This is a genomic window from Bdellovibrio sp. 22V, assembly GCF_030169785.1.
GTDB lineage: Bacteria > Bdellovibrionota > Bdellovibrionia > Bdellovibrionales > Bdellovibrionaceae > Bdellovibrio.
In genome coordinates, this window is the sequence record NZ_CP125854.1 from 1604577 (window position 1) to 1624308 (window position 19732).

General features: G+C 48.3%; 13 protein-coding genes. 9 read left to right on the forward strand and 4 right to left on the reverse strand.

Annotation, left to right across the window (positions count from 1 at the left end; translation table 11 throughout):
- Positions 1-9: 9 nt before the first annotated feature.
- From QJS83_RS07780 to QJS83_RS07795, 4 genes are read left to right on the forward strand one after another with little or no spacing between them, the layout of a single operon-like run.
- The gene (locus QJS83_RS07780) at positions 10-510 is read left to right on the forward strand and encodes a Fur family transcriptional regulator (protein ID WP_284608609.1); all 501 of its coding nucleotides are present in this window, start codon (positions 10-12) and stop codon (positions 508-510) included.
- 41 nt (positions 511-551) lie between these two features.
- Positions 552-1844 carry a hypothetical protein gene (locus QJS83_RS07785; protein WP_284608610.1) on the forward strand — a complete coding sequence of 431 codons (1293 nt, stop codon included), beginning with the start codon at positions 552-554 and terminating at the stop codon, positions 1842-1844.
- A 42-nt stretch (positions 1845-1886) separates the two neighbouring features.
- Positions 1887-4487, forward strand: a complete 2601-nt coding sequence (gene uvrA / locus QJS83_RS07790; RefSeq protein ID WP_284608611.1) for an excinuclease ABC subunit UvrA — start codon at positions 1887-1889, stop codon at positions 4485-4487.
- Between the two features lie 37 nt (positions 4488-4524).
- Positions 4525-5562 (forward strand): DUF475 domain-containing protein, encoded by a 1038-nt coding sequence (locus QJS83_RS07795; protein ID WP_284608612.1) that lies wholly within the window; start codon positions 4525-4527, stop codon positions 5560-5562.
- A 36-nt stretch (positions 5563-5598) separates the two neighbouring features.
- Here the strand turns inward: QJS83_RS07795 and QJS83_RS07800 are convergent, their stop codons facing one another.
- Positions 5599-6447: a DMT family transporter gene (locus QJS83_RS07800; protein ID WP_284608793.1), complete on the reverse strand. Its 849-nt coding sequence runs from the start codon at positions 6445-6447 to the stop codon at positions 5599-5601.
- A gap of 19 nt (positions 6448-6466) precedes the next feature.
- Entirely contained in the window at positions 6467-7189 is a 723-nt protein-coding gene (locus tag QJS83_RS07805; protein WP_284608613.1) for an FAD-binding oxidoreductase, read from the reverse strand.
- 122 nt (positions 7190-7311) lie between these two features.
- Here QJS83_RS07805 and QJS83_RS07810 point away from each other — a divergent pair, with 122 nt between their 5' ends.
- The 5 genes from QJS83_RS07810 to QJS83_RS07830 all read left to right on the forward strand — a co-directional run bounded on the left by QJS83_RS07810 (position 7312) and on the right by QJS83_RS07830 (position 18186).
- Positions 7312-9372 (forward strand): hypothetical protein, encoded by a 2061-nt coding sequence (locus tag QJS83_RS07810; RefSeq protein ID WP_284608614.1) that lies wholly within the window; start codon positions 7312-7314, stop codon positions 9370-9372.
- Between the two features lie 145 nt (positions 9373-9517).
- Entirely contained in the window at positions 9518-10561 is a 1044-nt protein-coding gene (locus tag QJS83_RS07815; protein ID WP_284608615.1) for a hypothetical protein, read from the forward strand.
- A gap of 173 nt (positions 10562-10734) precedes the next feature.
- Positions 10735-14136: a hypothetical protein gene (locus tag QJS83_RS07820; protein WP_284608616.1), complete on the forward strand. Its 3402-nt coding sequence runs from the start codon at positions 10735-10737 to the stop codon at positions 14134-14136.
- Entirely contained in the window at positions 14133-17228 is a 3096-nt protein-coding gene (locus tag QJS83_RS07825) for a S8 family serine peptidase (RefSeq protein ID WP_284608617.1), read from the forward strand. The genes QJS83_RS07820 and QJS83_RS07825 overlap by 4 nt, the downstream gene beginning before the upstream one ends.
- 52 nt (positions 17229-17280) lie before the next feature.
- Entirely contained in the window at positions 17281-18186 is a 906-nt protein-coding gene (locus QJS83_RS07830; RefSeq protein ID WP_284608618.1) for a hypothetical protein, read from the forward strand.
- Positions 18187-18275: 89 nt separating this feature from the next.
- Here QJS83_RS07830 and QJS83_RS07835 read toward each other — a convergent pair whose 3' ends face one another.
- Positions 18276-18674: a hypothetical protein gene (locus QJS83_RS07835; protein ID WP_284608619.1), complete on the reverse strand. Its 399-nt coding sequence runs from the start codon at positions 18672-18674 to the stop codon at positions 18276-18278.
- Positions 18675-18745: 71 nt separating this feature from the next.
- Positions 18746-19558: a hypothetical protein gene (locus QJS83_RS07840; protein ID WP_284608620.1), complete on the reverse strand. Its 813-nt coding sequence runs from the start codon at positions 19556-19558 to the stop codon at positions 18746-18748.
- Positions 19559-19732 lie beyond the last annotated feature (174 nt).

Consider the following 19732-nt stretch of genomic DNA (forward strand, 5'->3'; position numbering starts at 1 on the left):
GAGGTGTTCATGGGTAAAGACTCCGTTCCATTCCTGCCAAGACAACATGATGAAGATATCGTCGTTCACCAGGACGAGTTCGATGACTCGGAATTAAAGCGTATTATTCGTGCTTTAAACCTGAAGGTGACGACACAGAGAATGGCGATCTTGAAGTCCTTGCACGAGGGCCGTCGTCACGTCACCGCTCAAGAACTTTACGAAAAACTCAATAAAGATCATCCTGATATTGGCTTTGCGACGGTGTACCGTTTTCTTCGTACTTTGACAGAGGGTGCTTTCGTAACGGAAGTTCGTATGGGCGGATTGCCGGCTCGTTATGAATTAACACCAAAGGGTCACCATGACCATTTAACGTGTGTAAAATGCGGTAAGATCTGTGAATTCGAAAATAAAGCGATTGAGAGTTTGCAAGAGAAGGTCGCGAACCAATTTGGTTTCAAACTGACTCATCATATTCTTGAGCTTTACGGCGTATGTCCAGCTTGCCAGGCGAAGTCTGCGACATAAACATTTAAGACTTAATTTGATACGACCGATACGAAGAGGACATGAAGAACACTTTGAAAAGTGGGGCGCTCGTCCTCTTCGCATTTTTAAGCTTTGGTTTTAAGGGCAATGACATCATTGAACTGCAAGGCTATTTCAATGCGCGCTACTCTGCGAACTTTTTAAAATCCACGAAAAACGTTAAATATGTTCTTCCTCCCGGCACTAAAGCCCGCATTCAAGAAAGCAAAGCTTTTAGTTCGGGTAACTATGGTTTGAAAGTCGAAGTCATGACTGGCTCACGTAAAGGGCAAAGCGTCTGGGTTTATTATAAATCTTCGGACCCTGCGATGAAGCTTTATCCGAGCGAAGACAAAATGCAGGAAGAAAAACCCGTGACTCGGGTTGAAGACGCAAGTCACGTCAAAACCACGCAAGAAACGGAAGCCCTTCGTGTGCCTGCGGTGGAAGACGCGGCAGAGATTGTCAATGAAGCCGTTAAAAAAGGAAATGAAGCCGTCAAGGCTTCGGAACTTCCCGGTGGACCTTGTGACGATTGTAAAGTCGCGAATGAATATGCCCGTGATATTGCGCCTCCTCCGATTTGGGGAACACCGCTGCCGGAACCGTTGGGCGCTCCTCAAGCAGGTCAAGAAACTCCCACCTTGAATCCTCCCAAGAGGACAATCAATCCGCATAGTATCCGTCCCGTGCGTTGCGGTTCGCATCCTGACAGCTATGATGTTTGCACGTTTGAAGGCGATACGGAGCCAGGTCGTTTTAAGTTTATGAATCGCGGACCGAACGCGATCGTGCCGGGTGGTGGCGATCGTTCACGCATGCGTGAGTGGTCTTTTGATTTTGAAGCCGGGGCCCGGCAGGATTTGGGTTTTGCGATCAGCGACATGCCGAATTCGACGATCAGTCAAACGCAGGAAAGTTATTTTATTTTACTGCCACGCAAAACGTTGCCGCATGTGCGCACGCAAGGAAACAAACACATCGTGACATTGCCGACGGGTGAAACTGTGGTCTTTGATAAAAATACCAAAGAGGTTCTTGGCGGCGTGCTTTCTGAAAACGGTCCGATCACTCGCGGCGTGCGCGAATTGGACCCTGCCAAAATCTCGTATAAAGGTTCTGGTGTGATGATTCGTGTGGATCGCCGTGGAGAAGAGCCGCGTTTGCAGGCTAAAGGCTTGGCAACTGTCACAAAAGGCTCGCGCACATGTCGCGTGCCGGTGAAAGAACTTTGGCCTGACCAAAGCCAAAGATCTGCGGTGCATTTCAAGTATTTCTCAGACTCTGACGCTGATGCGTATTTAAAACGCAAATGCGGCTTTGGTTTTCAATAGTCTCTTGCGAAGCGCATTGTCCTCGGCCTAGAATGAGGACTTATGTCACAAGCTGAAGATGGAATCGTAGTCAAGGGCGCCAAAGAACACAATCTCAAGGATGTGAGTGTCACCATTCCTCGTAACAAGATCACGGTCTTTACAGGTTTGAGTGGCAGTGGAAAATCCTCTTTAGCTTTCGATACGGTGTATGCCGAAGGTCAGCGCCGTTATGTCGAAAGTCTTTCGGCGTACGCCCGCAATTTTCTTGAACAGTTGAAAAAACCGGAAGTGGATTCGATTACGGGGCTTTCTCCGGCGATTGCGATCGATCAAAAATCGGTGAGCACGAATCCGCGCTCTACTGTCGGAACGGTGACAGAGATTTACGATTATTTGCGTTTGCTTTACGCAAAGCTCGGCGTGCCAGAGTGCCCCATTCATCATATTCCGGTGAGCAGTCAAACTCCGCAGCAAATCATCGAAGAGGTGATGAAGAAAAGCGCGGGAACAAAATTCTATGTTCTGGCGCCGATGGCTTCCGGAAAAAAAGGGGAGTTCTTAGCGGAGTTCCAGCGTTGGGCGAAAAAAGGTTTCGTGAAAGCGAAAGTCGACGGCAAGATGATTGATCTTGATAAAGCGACGAAGCTTGCGAAAACGAAAACGCATGACATTGATCTTGTCGTGGACCAGTTGATTTTGAAAGACACGATGAAACTCCGTCTTTCAGAGAGCATCAACACAGCTCTTTCCATGGCAAATGGCCGTGTGATCATTGAAACTCTTGATGGGCAAAGAACGTCTTATTCGCTGCACTCGGCCTGTCCTGAGTGCGGTTACAGCTTCCCGGAAATTGAACCGCGTCTTTTTAGTTTCAACAATCCTCGTGGCGCTTGTGCTACTTGTAATGGCTTAGGCACTATTGACCTTGTTGAGGAAGAACAGTTTTCTGATTCAGAGGTTGGCGGCAAAAAACTCGATAAAGTTGTCTATAAATACAAAGGCAAAAAAACCTCTGACGAAGATGAAGAAGAAGGCGAGGAGATGGAGCTTTCCGCGTGCCCCGATTGTCACGGCTCGCGTTTGAAACAAGAAGCTTTGAATATTCGTCTGGGCGGAAAGACGATTGCGGAACTTTCTGATTTGGGTGCCGTTGAATTGCGCGAGTGGATTTCGAAAATTCAATGGAAGAGCAAAGATCAACTGATTGCGGAAAAAATCGTTAAACAAATTCTTGGCCGCTTGGATTATTTGATCCGGGTGGGCACGGGGTATTTGTCGCTGAGCCGTCCTTCGCGCACGCTTTCGGGCGGGGAAGCTCAGCGTATTCGTTTGGCGACGCAAGTGGGTTCTTCTTTGATCGGCGTTCTTTACGTGATGGACGAACCAAGTATCGGTTTGCATCCGCGTGATCACCACAGACTTTTGCATATCATCGGAGAGTTGAAGGATCGCGGGAATACGATTTTGTTGGTCGAGCACGATGAAGACACGATTCGCTATGCCGATTTCGTTGTCGACCTGGGCCCGCGCGCGGGTGTCCTTGGCGGAGAAAAAATGGCGTCAGGCACTCCCGATGAATTGGCGAACGATCCGCGTTCGCTGACAGGACGTTACCTAAAAGGGGAGCTGCGTATTCCAGTTCCTAAAGAACGTCGCAAAGGGAACGGCGAAGAGCTGCGTATTATCGGCGCATCGGGAAACAATTTGCAGAATGTCGATATGACGATTCCATTGGGAACGTTCACCGCTGTGACCGGTGTTTCCGGCTCTGGGAAAAGTACGCTGATTATCGATACGCTTTATAAAATTTTAGCGAAACATTTCTTTAAAGCGTTGGCGAGTCCGTCTCCCTACAAAAAAATCGAGGGCTTGGATAAGCTCGATAAGGTCATCGATATCAACCAAAGACCGATCGGAAGAACGCCGCGTTCAACTCCTGCGACGTATGTCGGTTTGTTCCCGATGATTCGTGATCTGTTTGCGAACTTACCGGACTCGAAACTGCGGGGTTATGAACCGGGCCGTTTTAGTTTCAACGTCAAAGGCGGTCGCTGTGAAACGTGTTTGGGGCATGGGCAGATCCGTGTCGAAATGCACTTCCTTAGCGATGTCTTTGTCACGTGCGACACGTGCCAAGGCCGTCGGTACAATCGCGAGACTTTAAATATTAAATACAAAGGCAAGTCGATTGCCGACGTCTTGGAAATGAGTGTGGGGGAAGCTCTCGAGTTTTTCCGCAATCACACGCAGATTTACCGTAAGCTGGATACTTTGCACCGAGTAGGCTTGGATTATATGACGCTTGGGCAAAGCTCGACGACATTGTCGGGTGGGGAAGCTCAGCGCGTGAAGCTTTCTAAGGAGCTTTCTCGTCGCGGCACCGGCAAGACTTTATATATCCTCGATGAACCGACAACAGGTTTGCACTTTGACGATGTTCGTAAGCTTGTGGAATTGATTCAAGAGCTTGCGGATCAGGGCAACACCGTTCTCGTGATCGAACACAATCTGGAGGTCATTAAGACCGCAGATCACGTGATTGACTTGGGACCGGATGGTGGAAAGGGCGGCGGCCGCATCGTGGCGGTGGGTACTCCTGAACAAGTTGCTAAAGTTTCGAGCAGTGAAACCGGCAAATTCTTAAAGTCCGTTTTGAAGTGATTTGACATCCCCTCAAGAATCGAAGAAATCTTGAGGGATGAAATACTTTACGGGCTCCTTTATCTTTACAATTATTGGTTTGATCGCGTCTTACTTTGTAGGTCATTACTACGGTGGGACTGTGGGAGCAGGGCTGCAAGCTTTGTTCATCGCCTCGGTTTTGGCGGTTCTTGAAATTTCTCTTTCCTTCGACAATGCGATCGTGAATGCGGTTGTTTTGAAAGAGATGACTCCGGTGTGGCGTCATCGCTTCCTGACTTGGGGTATGTTGATCGCCGTCTTCGGAATGCGTTTGGTTTTCCCTCTGCTCATCGTCACGTTTATTGCTCATGTCAGTCCGTGGGAAGCTCTTGTGATGGCGGCAACTCGTCCGGACGATTATGCGCAGTTGATGTTGTCGGCGCACTTGGAAGTCGCGGCCTTCGGGGGCGCGTTCCTGTTGATGGTGGCGCTGAAGTATTTCTACGACGAAAGCAAAGACCTGCATTGGATTCCTTTTATCGAAAAACCGACGGCGTTTTTGGGCAGCAAAGTCGAAGCGATCGAAGTGGCACTCAGCTTGATTATTCTTGCGATCATCGCGCACTTCTTGCCGGATGAAAAAGCGTTGCCATTTATTATGGCGGGTATGGCGGGTCTGATCACTTACGTGATCGTGGACGGGATCGGTTCTTGGTTGGAAGCTTCTGACGGGCAAATGAAAGACGTGCACAAAGCAAGCGCGGGCATGTTCTTGTATCTTGAAGTCTTGGATGCTTCATTCAGCTTTGACGGTGTCGTTGGCGCGTTCGCGATCACGCACAATCTGTTCATCATCATGATTGGTTTAAGTATCGGCGCCTTCTTCGTTCGTAGTTTAACGATCATGTTTGTTGAAAAAGAAGCTTTGACGAAATTCGCGTTCCTTGAGCACGGCGCTTTCTACGCGATCGGTTTATTGGCAATGATCATGCTTTCAGATCCATTCTTGCACATCCCTGAATGGTTTACGGGCCTTAGTGGCGGCATCATCATCATCACGTCCTTCTTCTGGTCACTCAAAAAGGGCAACGACCTCCAAAACAACCATCACTAGAAAAGGGCCCAGGGCCCTGTTTCTGAAGTCCGAGGGCTATTTTTTGTTGGCGGGGTCGAGCCAGATTTGGAGGACTGACGCCAGCAGAATGATCAGGGCGCCGGAGGTTTGGAAAAGGCTCAGGCGTTCGCTCAGAATCAGGAATCCGAAGAGCGCCGCGAAAGGGGATTCGAGAAGGAACAGCATGCTTGCTGTCGAATCCGAGAGAATCCTTTGTGTGCGGATTTGTAAGTAAAAGGCAATCACGCTGGAACCGATACCGAGGCAAAGAATCCCCAGCCACGGCAGGACCTCAACAACAGGCAAAGAGGTTTTTTCTTGCGCCAGCAAAAGCGGCGTTAAAGCGAGCAAACACCACATCGACTGAAAATTGTTAAAACGAAAAGCGTTGCCGACTTTGTTCGAGATTTTCCCGATATAAATAATATGAAAAGCCGCAAAGAGGGAGCAACCGATCGTCCACAGATCGCCGACGTTAACGCCTTCAATACGCCCGCCGATCAAAATAAAAGTTCCAATCAGAGCAAGAACCGTCAAAGCATAGTTCTGCCACGAGCTTTTCGTCTTAAAGAACCACGAATTCAAAACGGGAACAAGAATGACGTAAAGACTGGTCAGAAATCCGCTCTTGCTGGCTGTGGTGTATTTCAAACCGATAGTTTGCAGAAGCAGCATTCCACCCAACAACAAACCTGCGGGAAGGGCGCGCAGGAGTTCTTCGCGAAGACTTGTGAAGTTGGGACCTTTAAACGAAAGATAAAGAATTTCGCCGATAAAAAAAGCGACGACAAAGCGATAAAAAAGAGTTTCAACGGGAGTAAAAGCGCGCAAGGCAAAGACCGTCGCGACGAAGCCGAAACCCCAAAGGATTCCGGCCAAAATCATCTCAAGCACGGCCTGCTTTTTAGTCAAAAGCTTCGGCCCAAATTTTTGTTTTGTCGAAACCGTCGACTTCGATCAACTGATGCTTCACTTCTTTGATCATGCCGCCGTTGCCGCAAAGGTAGAACGTTGTCGGAATGTTTTTATAGTCAAACTCAGAAAGAAAATGCTGAACGTAACCTTTTTTTCCAGTCCACGTTTCAGAAGGGCGGCTCAGTACAAACTCGAACTTAAAGTCCTTGAGTTCTGACTGCAAAGCCTCGATCTCTTTTTGATAGTACATGTCTTTTTCCGTGCGCACTCCGAAGAGCATGCGGTACTTCAAATTCGGATATTGCTCTTTCTTGGAAAGAAGATAGCAAAGGTGCTGCGAAAGGCCTGTGCCGGTATTGAGGAAAACGATTTGCTCTGTCGGCGGCTCTTGAAAGAACACTTTACCGAAAGGTCCTGTGAAGTTGATGAGCTCGCCGCCTTTGAGGTTCCAAACAAAAGTCGAGGCTACGCCGTTTTCGACGAATTTAAAAAGAAGACGGAAGCCATTCTTAATGCGGTCATCGGAAGAGATAGAATAAGCACGCAAAATCGGCTTCGCTTCACCTTGAGGGATGTTAAGCATGACGAATTGGCCTGCTTTAAAGCTAAATTCAGCCGGAGTTTCTGTTTTGAGAACCAACTCACGCACCGTGGGCGTGTGATCGATGATTTGTTCGACTCTCATGTGGTAGATCGTACGAGCGGAAGACATAAGGCTCCTTCGGGTTTAAGACGTCTTAATAATCCGAAAATCCCAGACAGTCCAATATTTTAGCTTGTTACGAAACCTCGCATTTACTAAAATTTTAAAAGAACAATCAAAGAGGTATCATCGTGAATATTGCGCAGCATCTTGTTTTGTCCCTCGTAATGACTTTTGGAACGCTCGCACAGGCTCAAGAACAAACCGCTCCATCGGCGGCACCTCCGGCGGCTCCCGCGGAAACTCAAGAAGAGATTCCAGCACCGCAAAAATCTTTGCTAAAAACCGCGGCAACCCGGGAATTTAATAAACCCCTCTATTTCGATCAGCTCGATAACGGTGTGATTCTTCCGCCTTTGGAGTTGGAGTACGATCTTTCCGCGGCAAATGGAAAGGTATTGAGAATCGGGAATGTTCTTTTTAGCGAGAAGAATTTTTTCTTCGCATTGCTTCCTTTGGGTAAAACTCATTCTCAGTTGAACCAAGTATTGAGCAGCGGTGAGGCCGAGAAGTTTGCTTTGGTCATGGCCTGGCCTGACAAGCTGATGACTCACGGAACGCTGGAGATGATTTCACGCACGGGCACAGTTTTATGGACGTACTCGTTTTCGCAAGACGATCACGTGCGCTGGCAGAAACAACTCGATGAATGGCGTAAGGGCTTGATCACGCGCGGAGCTGCTGCCAAGGACGTGGCTCGCTCTGGAATTTTCGGCTCTGCTTATGCGATCACGGACGTGAAGTCCACGAATGCGCCATTCTGGGGGCAAAAAGATTCATTCCGTTTTTGTATCACGCAAACAGATGGTCGCAATCAAACGAAGATGTGTTCGCAACGTTATGGGACGAAGTCTTCCGGTAACAACGTGATCATGGGAAAAGTTCGTCAAGATCCAACAACGCCACGTGTGCTCGTGCAAAATGAAGAAGCGGCATTGAAAAACTCCGTGCCGGTGGCTGTTGATATGCCCACCGCTTTCTTTGCGGAGCTTGGTACGGGAGAGTCTTACGAATTCGTGACAGTTCCAAACAAACTGGAGCTGATGGATATTTCCGATACCAAGAAACCCGGCGTTTTGCGCATCGTTGGTTATGACACACGCCCCTTGGGGCGCTCGATTATTTTGAATCCGGATCAATACAGTTCTTTGACGAAGATGTTGGGTTTTGAAGCGACGATCGGGGATCCTCGCAAATTCTGGGCGTCCGTTATTAAAAAAGACGATCCTAAAATTTATCTTCCAGGCCAGGGCGGCGGGGTTTTCAAACAGAAATTTGAACTTTCTGAAATTCCGCGCGCACAATCACGTGTGTATTTAAGCCGTAGAACTCCGACAGGAACGTACATTGACGGCATCAAGCTGGAGGGACGGAAGCAACCTCTGGCGAATATCAGCTCGGAACAAAACGCGGTCGAAACAAATGAAAGAGATCCCGCTGCTTTTGTGTGGCACTTCAAAGCGACAGAGCGTGGGCAGATCAATCGTTCGTACTTGAACGTTGAATTCGAAGGCAAAACTTATAAATCTTATTTCGAACTTTATAAAGGCTATCCGCGCGAGCTTTCAGGCCGCTTCACGGGTGTTCAAGCTTCGAGCGATTTTGTAATCATGGGCGAGCTGGCCTACAATCAGTGGTTCGAAGATCTTTTTGGTTGGACGAATTATTGGTTGTCTCGTCAGCGTTGGGGCGTGAGCTTCAAGTACTTCCAGTCCTTCAATCAGTTGAAGGTGGATACGGCGGGTAATACGGCTCCATTGAGCGTTATGACGTTGGACTTCAAATACCGTGCGACTCCGGGATTGTGGGGCCGCGATGAATCCGTCGGCGGTATGGTTTCTTATCAGAATGTGACGTTTGATGAATTGAAAGCACCGATGTTGGGTGTGGGTGCCTTCTGGGCGCGTTCGATGCCGAAAGTATTTGATGACTTCTTTAACTTGCTTCCAATTTTCCGTTATCCAAAATGGGTGGACATGGAATTCATTTACTATGTGAGCTCGATGGACAGCAAAGTGAAGCTGGATGCTCCGATGTCATTGAACTTCCACGGTAAAGTTTTATGGACGGACCGTTACTTTGGTGAGGCGGGCTTCGGTATGAAACGCTACAGCTTCACCGATACTTCCTTGAATCAAAAAGCCGAGCTGAACACGTTCTACGGCACTGTCGGTCTTGGTATTAACTTCTAGTTCTTTGAAATCCGAAGGGCCGTGTTCCGCGGCCCTCTAAAGTCACCTGTCAAATTCTTAGTCAGCTGAAAATCCCTTAAACAGCTTCTCGCCCTGGATTGTGAATTGCTTTAGCCTTCGACGTTGCAAAAGAAAGGAACGTTGAATGCGAGCTTTAAAACTTTCCCTGTTGTTTGTCGCTGGAATGGCGACCTCTTTTATCGCCACTGCTGAAAAGGCCTATGGTGCCCGCGTGACGCAAGGTCGGTTCATTTCAAACAAATCCATCGACGATTCCTTGGTGAGAAACCTCAGTTGCCGTAATCTTCACGTCGGCTCGATCTATGCGGCGATCCGGCCCGATGCTTTTGACGAAAAAAGAAATCTTCCCATCGTGAATTGGCCGTTCCGCAGTGGTGTGGCGACGATTGCCGGTTGCTGGGCGCTTTCGAGCACACAGCGGATGGTTTCTTACCTAGCCCGTTATAACAGCCACAGCCCGCGCAGTATGGATGACCGTGTGGCTTCGCTTCTGGACATGGTTCGCCGAGCTTCCGTGGTCCCGAAAGTGGGAATGTATTATGGCGACGATTCGTCTAATCCAAGGACAAATGAATCGACGTACATGGCGGTGAAGTTAAAAAAGTATCAGGTCTTCGCTGTTGAGCAGAGCAATTTTTATGAAAGTGCACAATCACTGAATGGATTGTGGAATCGTTTGCTCATCGGGTATACGCAAAACTTCGATGACAATCAAAAAGTGCAGCGCAATTTCCGTCTCGATATTCAAGCCAATCAAGCCGATCATTTCTTCAGAGTTTCCAACGTCGGAATGGTGTTCGGCGGTGGTGAGCGTTTGGACTCGAGAAACCGTGAGACAATTGCCCAGTTGATGCGGAACTTGGATGGACGCCGTTTGACTCTGATTAATCTTCGTGCGGGCCGTACTACTCAGCACGTTGTGATGGCAAAGTCTTATCAGAAGATGTCCAATGGGATGATCGCTATCCGTGTGTATGACTCTAACTATCCTTACAAAGATTCTTACATTTACTTCGATAATTTGCGCGCAGATTTCACAGCTCCCGAAGTTATCGGTCGCTTCGGTATCGAAGGCACACGTGCATTGGGTGCGTATATCGTGAGTGAAGAAGAGCGCGAAGACTTCGAAGAAACGCTGCTGACTCACTACACGGGTCAATGTCGATAATGGCGACAAGCCTATAAAAAGTTCCTTAGGGCCGCAGTTCTCTGCGGCTTTTTTGTGCAGGGACGAAATAAACGAGAATTATTTCCAAACTGCATGACGTTTTTTGGCCTGCTCTTTGCTCTCACGGAGGCGGAGCCGAAGTTTGGATTCCTTTTGACACCGGGAGTGCTGGAATGTCTCTGCGAATAGTTATTGTCTGTGCGATCTGCTTGATGATGCTCTCCATTGCGAGTGCAGAGAGCGTTTCATTACCATTAAAATCGGTGAAAAAGCCTTCCGCAGACCTTGTGAGCAGCTCCGGTGTGGCGTTGGATGTCGGGCAGGCAGCGGCTTTGGCGGCGCAAGGTACCGACCTTAGTAAATTGAATCCACTCGAAAATAAAATGTGGCAGGATCGTATTTATCCTGCTGTGGAAGAAGCTCCGGGTTCTTATCCTCGCGCGCAAACAGGCGTGAAGTTCCTTTCTGAAGAGGCGGCTCCGTACTTTACGTATATGTCGCGTGTTCAATCTCTGGAAAATCCTAATTTATTCTATCGTCTTTCTTTAAGTCGTTACACGCACACAACATTGATGCGTGCGGCTTTGTTGCGTAAGCTTGGTTACTATATTCCTTCTCCGAAGTACTACCGTAACTTGCGTTTATTCTTTAACTCCGAAGACGAAAAAAAAGAATTTTTAAGTAAAGCGCAAGAGGCGATGACGTCGGACTTTGAAAGTCGCGGCTGGGTCATTGAAGACAACAAACAAAATCACTCAATTGTTTTTTCGGATGCGGTTCTTGAGCCGGCTGTGAATGAGTATTTCGACATTCACTGGGGTTATGCTCCAGATCCAAACAATCCCGATCATTTACCTATGGTGCAAAGATTTTCGCGCTATCGGGCTTACCGCGCGTTGATCATGCCGTTTGCTTTGGTGGATGTGCCGGAGTCTATCAACCGTTACTCTGCAAAATTAGGATCTGTTCTTTCAGGTCACGTCGTGATCACGCATCCTTCGGCAGAGTCATTCTCCGCTTGTACTTACGAAGATGCTCGCTGGTTGACTCGTCGTTTGGCGCAGCTTCGATACTCTGACTTTCAGGAAATCGTGAAAGCAGGGGCGTTCCCGCCAGAGCTTGAGTCTTTAGTGCTTGCGAAGCTGATGCACAGAGCGAACAACGCTTTAGAACTTTTCAATTTGAAAGGGGCTGCTTCTTGGCCGCTTCCTTCTTTGGATATCACGACATCTTCCGGTTTGGTGAAGAACGGGAAGGTCACGAAAGAATTCGTGCCGGGGTATCCGCAGCGTTTCTCGCACGGGGATCGTCAATCTCCCTTCCAAGACGGCGACCTGGGCCGTTACTTGGGTATTCGTTCTAAATCCGCCGTGATTGGAACGGTTTTGAATCACATCAACGAAAAGTTGGATCTTTTGAAGGTGAGCGATCTTTATGCGAATCGCCGCGAAGAGATCACGGATCGCATTTATCAACACATTAAGGAAAAACCATTCGAGCCGCTGTACCAAAAAGTCGAAGCCTGGGGCGGTCCTGTGGGCGGACTCAATCTCGCGGCGACTCGTCACGTGACAACGGGAACTTACTTTGGAAGTTCCGCAGCGATTCAGCTTGTGGATAACATGAGTGTCGGAGGACGTTTAGGTTACTTTATGGCTTTGGATGGCGTTCCTGATGTGATTCCTGTGGGCGGCGCGAACATCCAAGTGATGCGTGACTATACGCACGTTCGTCCTTTGCTTTCTATTCAGGAAGGCACGAAAGTTCCTTGGCAGAATCTTTTGGTCCCGCGCTTTATGTCGAACCTTTCAAAAGTTCTTTCTAAAAAGGAACTTGTCACTTCGGAAGACGGCAAAACACAGCGTCAGCCTTTGGATGCATTCCTCTCGGAATTGCGTGAAGGGGAAGTGTTTACGATTACGGACTCTGTAGCGTTGTCCGTTTACGGTCAGTTGTCTTCTTCACTCGACGTATTAATGGGAATTTCGCCGTTGAACTACGTCAACTCCGTGACCGTGGGCGGGGATGCCTCCCGCGTGATCTTGCGCCAAACAAGCTTCATGCGAACGCGCGACGGCATTCAGGTTTATGTGCGCAGCCAAGGTGCGAAAGCTTTGGGGCTTTCGTTGGATGTGAACTTCTTCATCAACGTGGTTCGCGCTCGTGCAAGTACGACATGGACTGAGTTGAATACGGACGCTTTCGTAATCAGCTACAATCCGGAATTGGCGGAATACATCGATACGGACCGTGCGAATGAAAAAGTCGTTCAAGACTTTATCAAAACCCGCGACAATTTGAAACCGGCACTGCGCGCACTCTTTAAAGAGAACGATCCCGAGCTTCTGTACACACATTTCAGTCACAAAAAATTCGAAATCGATCACGATTTGAAAACGAAAGAATTGCGTTCGAAATTCCTGGCAATGCGTGTGAGTTCATTCAACGAAGACCATTTGTTGAAAATCCGTTACCCGCGCAGTCTTGAAGCGCCGGATTTAAATCCTAAAGATGAAGAAGTGACTTTGTTCTCGAATAAAAGAGGCGAACTCAAAGGCCGTGACCTTCTTGGTTTTGCGATGGATTGGATCGAAGGTATTCTCAATCGTTGGTGGCCCAAAGGCCGCGCAGACTTGGCTCGTAATGACGATCCAAATCCAGCGAACACGCCTTACGGTAAAGCGTACTGGAGAATGATCACGACAGAAGCTGATTTGACGACGAACGGAAAGCAATATCCTTCCATCTCGATGATCCAACACGTCTGGGGCGGCTGGCACTTGAACCGTAAAAAGTTCTTAAAGCTCATCGACGAGGTTCAAGGGGAGCTTAAGGGTTCTCCGGTTTCCTCGTACCGTTTGATCGAGCCCGAGGCTTTCGCCAATGTGACGGCGGTAGACTTCTATCGTATTTCGGCAAATCTCTCGATCTTGCCGGGGGGCTTGGATAAAATTCGCGACTTGATTTTGCAACCGGATGCGGATGGCAAACCTGTGAAAAGAGCCCGCTTCATCGGTGCTATTTTCCAAAAGCTCAGTCAGAAAATGGGCCGTAAAGCCCGCGCGAATGATCAAGAGATGTTCGACGATATGATGCGTGTCATGGGTAACGGCAACTTCGAAAGAGGCAAGAGCCGTTACAAACAAATCTGCGAAGAATACCATGAAGACCGTCAGAAAGAGCGCACGATGCAAAACAACGGCGGCGCTTGGGTGAACGGTACTTACTTTGACTGTATGATTCCTTGGATGTCGAAACTCCTCGGTTACTCGGCAAACTATCCAAAGGATAAAAAGTCACAAACGCAGTGGATGACGAATGTGCTTTACGTTCTTGAAGCGGAAATTCCATTGCCACAGTTATTGAAATTCCTGGGCGAGGAAAATTACGTGTTCTTTGTGCGCATCAATGGTTTCCGTACCGGCGATGAAGACGGGGACTTGGAATACTTCTCGAACACTTTGGGTGACCCGAAAAAGAACGTCGAATACGCCAACGGTTTGATTAATATGTTCGCGACGAAGACAGGTATTTCACCGATTGAGTTGGACCGTTCATTGGGGAGCTTCCGATGAGACACGTTATTCTTACTTTGACCTCATTGGTAAGTCTTCACGCTTTTGCCGCAGATCCTTTTTCAGGATTTCAGTGGGGCTTGAACAATCAGGGTCTCCCGCAAATGATCGATCTCGATCCTTTGCATACGTATAAAGTTCCAGCACGGGCGCAGGAAGACGTGCGCCTGCCTTCACGCTATAAGGCAAAACAAAAGGTTCTTGTCGCCGTTCTCGACACGGGAATTCAAAAAGATCACCCGGATTTAAAACTCGTTCTTCATCGCAATGAATCTGAGTGCCGCGCTCTGCAAAAGTTTTTAAAGTGTGTGGAAGATGGCGAGCGCAAAGAGTGCGAAAAAAAATGGATGGATCTTAGCAATCCTGAAGTGGATCAGGATAAAAATGGTTATCCTTTGGATTGCCAGGGATGGAGTCTTTTAGGTGGAGTGAATTCCGCAGGCATCTTGGGGCGCCCTGATTTCGGTGACGACCAAGGACACGGAACCCACGTGGCTGGGATCATCGCTGCGGAAGCCGACAATAATATCGGCGTTCGTGGTCTCAGTGAAAACGTTGCGATTTTACCGGTGCAAGTGATCGGCGTGCAGCCGAGCGAACCCATGAAGCCGCTTTCTATTTACGATTCTCCTCTGGAAGCGGGTCGGGAAAGTATCAACAGAAGCTTAGGTGATATGGTCGGCCGTGGCGTGATCTATGCGATGCGCTCCGGTGCTAAAGTTATTAATTTCTCGATGGGCTGGCCACAGGCCCGTGACTCCGAATTTATGCGCAAAGTGATCGCTGAAGCGCAAGCTCGCGGCGTGATTATCGTGGCGGCGGCGGGGAACGATTCAACTCGCGCACTCTTAAGGCCGTGCGCTTATCCAAATGTTATCTGTGTGGGCGCGAGCGGTCCCGACGGAGCGTTCTCGCATTTCTCAAATTTCGGAAGTGGTGTCGACATTGTTGCTCCGGGCACAAACATCCTCAGCACGTATCCTGAAGCGAAGCGCCCGGTGCGTTTCCGCTCGACATTGGGTTATGAATACTTGTCCGGTACGTCTCAAGCTTCTCCTTTCGTTGCGGCGGCGGCAGCAGAGCTTCTCGCTCGCGGCATTCCAGCCAGTGAGGTTTATGCACGTCTTGTTTTAGGGGCCCGAGCACTGAAATCCAACCTTTCTTTGGTGCAAGGGGGCTCTCATGAACAAGGACAAGTCTTGAGCCCTGAAAGGGAAATTTATAAGAAATATTCTGTCGCTGGAAACTTGGACCTGGAAACGGCGCTCAAAGTTCCTTTACAACCTTTGATTGTTCCTGCGGATAAAGAAAAGGTCGAAATTGATTGGGATCGTAAGTCCAAAGACTTGAGCTTTGAGATTTCGTTCGTCAACAAATGGCAAGCGGTCGACATCGGCAAAGTCAAAATGAACGCGCAGTTTTTAAAGCCACATGCCGAGGCCGTTCGTCCGTGGATCACTTCGGTTAAAGAGGCGGCTCCTTATCCTGGAGTATGGCAGCAAAACGAAGTGCGCAAGTACGTTGTGATGATGAGTTTGGTCGACACCGCAGACCCTTCGCAATCTCGCGTCCCGAGCGAGTTGGATCTCACCGTCGATGTCAGTGTTAGCGGTCAAGAGGCACGTCGTTATGTTTTTGAAAGCGAGATCACAGTCAACGTGACTCCAGAAATGGCATCGTCAGATATGCGGGTCTTCAATATAGCGAATATGCCTCGCACGCGCGTGACCTTCGCACCGATCGACGAAAACTTGGATGCTCGTCCTGAACAGCGCGACTACATCGCCATGTCTCAGCAGAAGAACAACTGGCAGATGTGGATTGTAGCTGATAACGGCAACGGCTCTTACGTGGCGGAAGGCGGAACGAAGATTCGTGTTGACGGGGACAGCGATAATCTTCGTGAACAAGTGATGGCCCGCATTGATCTGAACAATGACGGACGCAGCGAATATGTTCTTGGTGTTCTTGAAGATAAAAGCGAAGTGGAAGAGCCCGGTCCTTCTCCGATGAGTTTCTTTGTCTTCGATAAAACCGGTAAACTTGTTGAAAGCTTCAAGTACTCCGGCGAAAAAGCGCAAATGCCTTATACGGTTTTCTGGCAGAAAGTGGGCGCGACAAAACGTCCTGCTTGGGTCGGAACAGGCAAAGATCCTGATCGCCAAAGATCTTTGCGGGATCGTTGGGAAAATCCCGATGATGTCGAAAGATCGGAAGTTCGTTTTTACTATTTGAATGAAAAGAACGAACTTAAAGCTCTTGTCGAGCACGAAGGCTACAAAATCATCGACGTGATCGAACCGCGCCGCGAGCAAGTCGTCGCTGGCCGTGTTCCCGTTCTTTTGGCAAAAAACCAGGGAACCGAAGCGAAGCCTTCGTATGTCTACAATTTCGCGATTGCTGAAGTCGTGAACGGAAAGATCGAAAACTTTATGGAGTTGGATCTTTTCGCGAATCAAGGCACGTATCGCAATATTTTGGATACGCGTGTTGATAAGGTTCACTCATTAGATTACGCGCAGGATGAGTTTGCCGGCAGTTTCTGGTTCGGCGAAGGACTCAACCGTCAGCAGCGCTTGTCTTTATTCGACAATAAAAACTGGGAGCTTTTGGATCAGGCTTTGAAGGCGGAACGGTCCCAATTTGACTCCGCTTTGTGGGTGCGCGCCGTGTATTCGGGGCAACAACGCAAGGGGAGCTTCGTCCTCACGAACTCAGAAATTCAGTATCATGACCTTGTGACCGGTCGTGTTGTGAGCAAAAGTTTTGAGCGTTATACGTTCTTCCCTGACATGCTGATGACGAATTTGTACTTCCCGCTCACTTTAAAAGACGCGCGCAGTGCAGCAGCGAAGATTCCAGCTCTCTTTACCACGGAAAGTTCCGGCCTCAGCCGTGGTGTCAAAATGTTGGTACCGGTTTTTGCAAAGGATGGTTCTGCGGTTGAACTGGTGTCACCCGCTCGCTTGCGATTAAAGTCCTCTGCAGGCTGTCGTCCGATGGACACACCTGTATTTGAGGGATCCAAGGGAGCTCACTCGTTCGACTACTATTGCGGAGATAAGTTACTGAGAGTTCATTTGACTTATTAATTACAAAAAAGTTTATAGCTTTCTTCTGAAAGCACAAAATGGAGGAACCACAATGAAAAACGTAATGCGCACAATGATGGCAACAATCGTTGCAACAAGCTTCGCAGCCTGCGGTGGCGGCGGAGGTGGTGGTGGCGGCGGTGGCGGCCAAACAATTTACTACCCGTACGAAACTGTTTACGGAGACATCTGTAAAACTCAAGAGGCAACTCCAGGTTGTACTTTCCTAGAGAAAAACGGCCAAAGAATCACAGTGACTGAAGATCCTCACTACAATGACTACGGTCACGGTTCTGACGACCTTTGGTATGTTAAATTCGACGCTAACGGAGATGCGGCTGTTTATGACGAATTGGGACGTTTCCAATACTATGCTGACGTTTCAGAATTTGCTGGATACGTCGGTGGTACAACGATCGGTGTTGGTACAACAGGTTTCTACTGGGAAGACGTAGCGAACGGTACTTACTGGTTGGGTAAAAACGGCGTTCTTTACAATGCAAACTCAGGCGAGACTAACTACGGTCAAGCGATCAACGACAAAACTTCTTCTTCTGCATCAGATACAAACTTCGCGGCTTTGAACTCAGATGCTAATAAGAAGCTTGTTAAATTGGCTTCTGACAAGTTGATGAAAGAATACGGCTTCAAACAAGACAAAGCAGTTGCTGTCGCTTCTGCATTGAACTCTTGGGCTGTGGCAGCCGCTGAGCGCGGAACAACATCTGAAAAAGACATGGACAAAACTTTCCGTGCTGTATTCGGTGTTCAATTCTCTGACGCTTTGGCAGCAGCAAAAGATCTTTCTTTGGGTGACAACGCTGGTATGCAAGATTTGACAAACAGATCTGCTGCCGCTTTAGGTTTGAAACCTCACCAAGCTCAAAAGTTCATGAAGGGCATGTACAAAAAAGCTCTTGCAAACTGGGGCTACGACGAAAACAGCTTCAACTGGTAATCACTGCAGGCGCAAGCCTTCAGTCTTTAGGTAAAAAAAACCCACGCCTTAACAGCGTGGGTTTTTTATTTTTCAGTTTTTATCTAAACTTAGTGGCCGCGGGAAACTTGCACGCGTTGGATGAGCATCTTGTCGGGAAGCTCGCTCTTAGTTGAAGATACTGTTTCGTAAGCGATATGCGTCTCTCCGGCAAAGCCGCTGCCGTCCATGATGGATTCAATCAAAAGACCGCACTCGTTGACGGCGTCACGGCTGACGGTGCAGTTGTTCGTGATCTTTGTCGTAAAACCTTTTTGCGGAGTCATCGCTGAAGCCAAAATAGAAGACAATGTCTCGTAAGAGTGAACGTCGCCCACCATTTGAACCGAACCTGCGTTCGCGATCAAAATCTCCAAAGACTTTCTTTCAAGATCTTGCTTCGCAAGGCCCTTCGCAAAGGCGGGACCGGCCATCATCATTGCCATTGTTACCAGTAATACCTTCTTCATGTTCTCTCCTTTATTAAAAGAATCTTTATGCTTTAAATTAAAATTCAATCCAAGTTACTGTCGCTTCATCCTTAGTATCCGCCGTCTTGCGAGCGCGTGGTCGGATCGGGCTCAAGATCGTACATAGACAGATCGAAGTAATAGATGCGGCCGTTGTGGCGATACTCGAAACAGCCTTCCTTCTGAGCGCTAAGGTTAAAACCCGCACCCCACCAGTAATAACCCGGCACTTCGCCCACGGTGTTGGCTTTGCTTTGTGGATTCTGCAGAACTTTTAGATCCGTCGTCGGATTGATAAGTCCCACGATATTGCGAGTGTGGTGGCGCCATTTGATGTGTTCGTCATTCAGCACTTGGCCGTTGTCATCCAAGGCCTTGAGCTGTTCGGCGGTGTGATACAAAACTTCGACCTGAGAGTCTTTGAACATATCCTGATACATCAAAGACATTTGCTGGACAGGATATTTATCATACTTATCCGTCATAAGCTGTTGCGGAATTAAAAGATGTGAATGTCCCATATCCGGGAAGAAAACCGCGTCGATATATTTCAGTTCAAAAGCGCGCTCAACATGGCGTGCGATCGATTGCACGAAGTTTTCATTGATTTCGATATCGCCTCCGCGAAACTCATCATACGGAAGTTTTAAAACATTTTTCTGAGCATCCCAGTAAGCCCGGCGGGGCAGGCGTTTATCCGAGTCATAGATTTCTGTAAACTTTTGCATCATGCCGGGAAGGTCAAAGCCCCAGCGGAAATCATTAGAATAAAGTGCTTTCTCGCGTGCGGAAAGCGGTTGGCAGCGCTGAGAAATTTCTAATGTGGAATTTCCAGCCCAAGCGACTTGCGATACGAGCAGGGGAACGATCGCCCATTTTTTCATTGTGCCACCTCATTTATTCAGAAAATGTGCAGATTCTATTCCATGTCTCAAATTGAGATCCGCGTTTGAATGTAAATAAAGCGCTCTCAAGAAGCGTTTTCAGTAAGTAAATATAATAGCCAGGACAAACTTATGACAGGTGCCGGAGAAGGGCAAACAGGGCAGTTTGGTGTA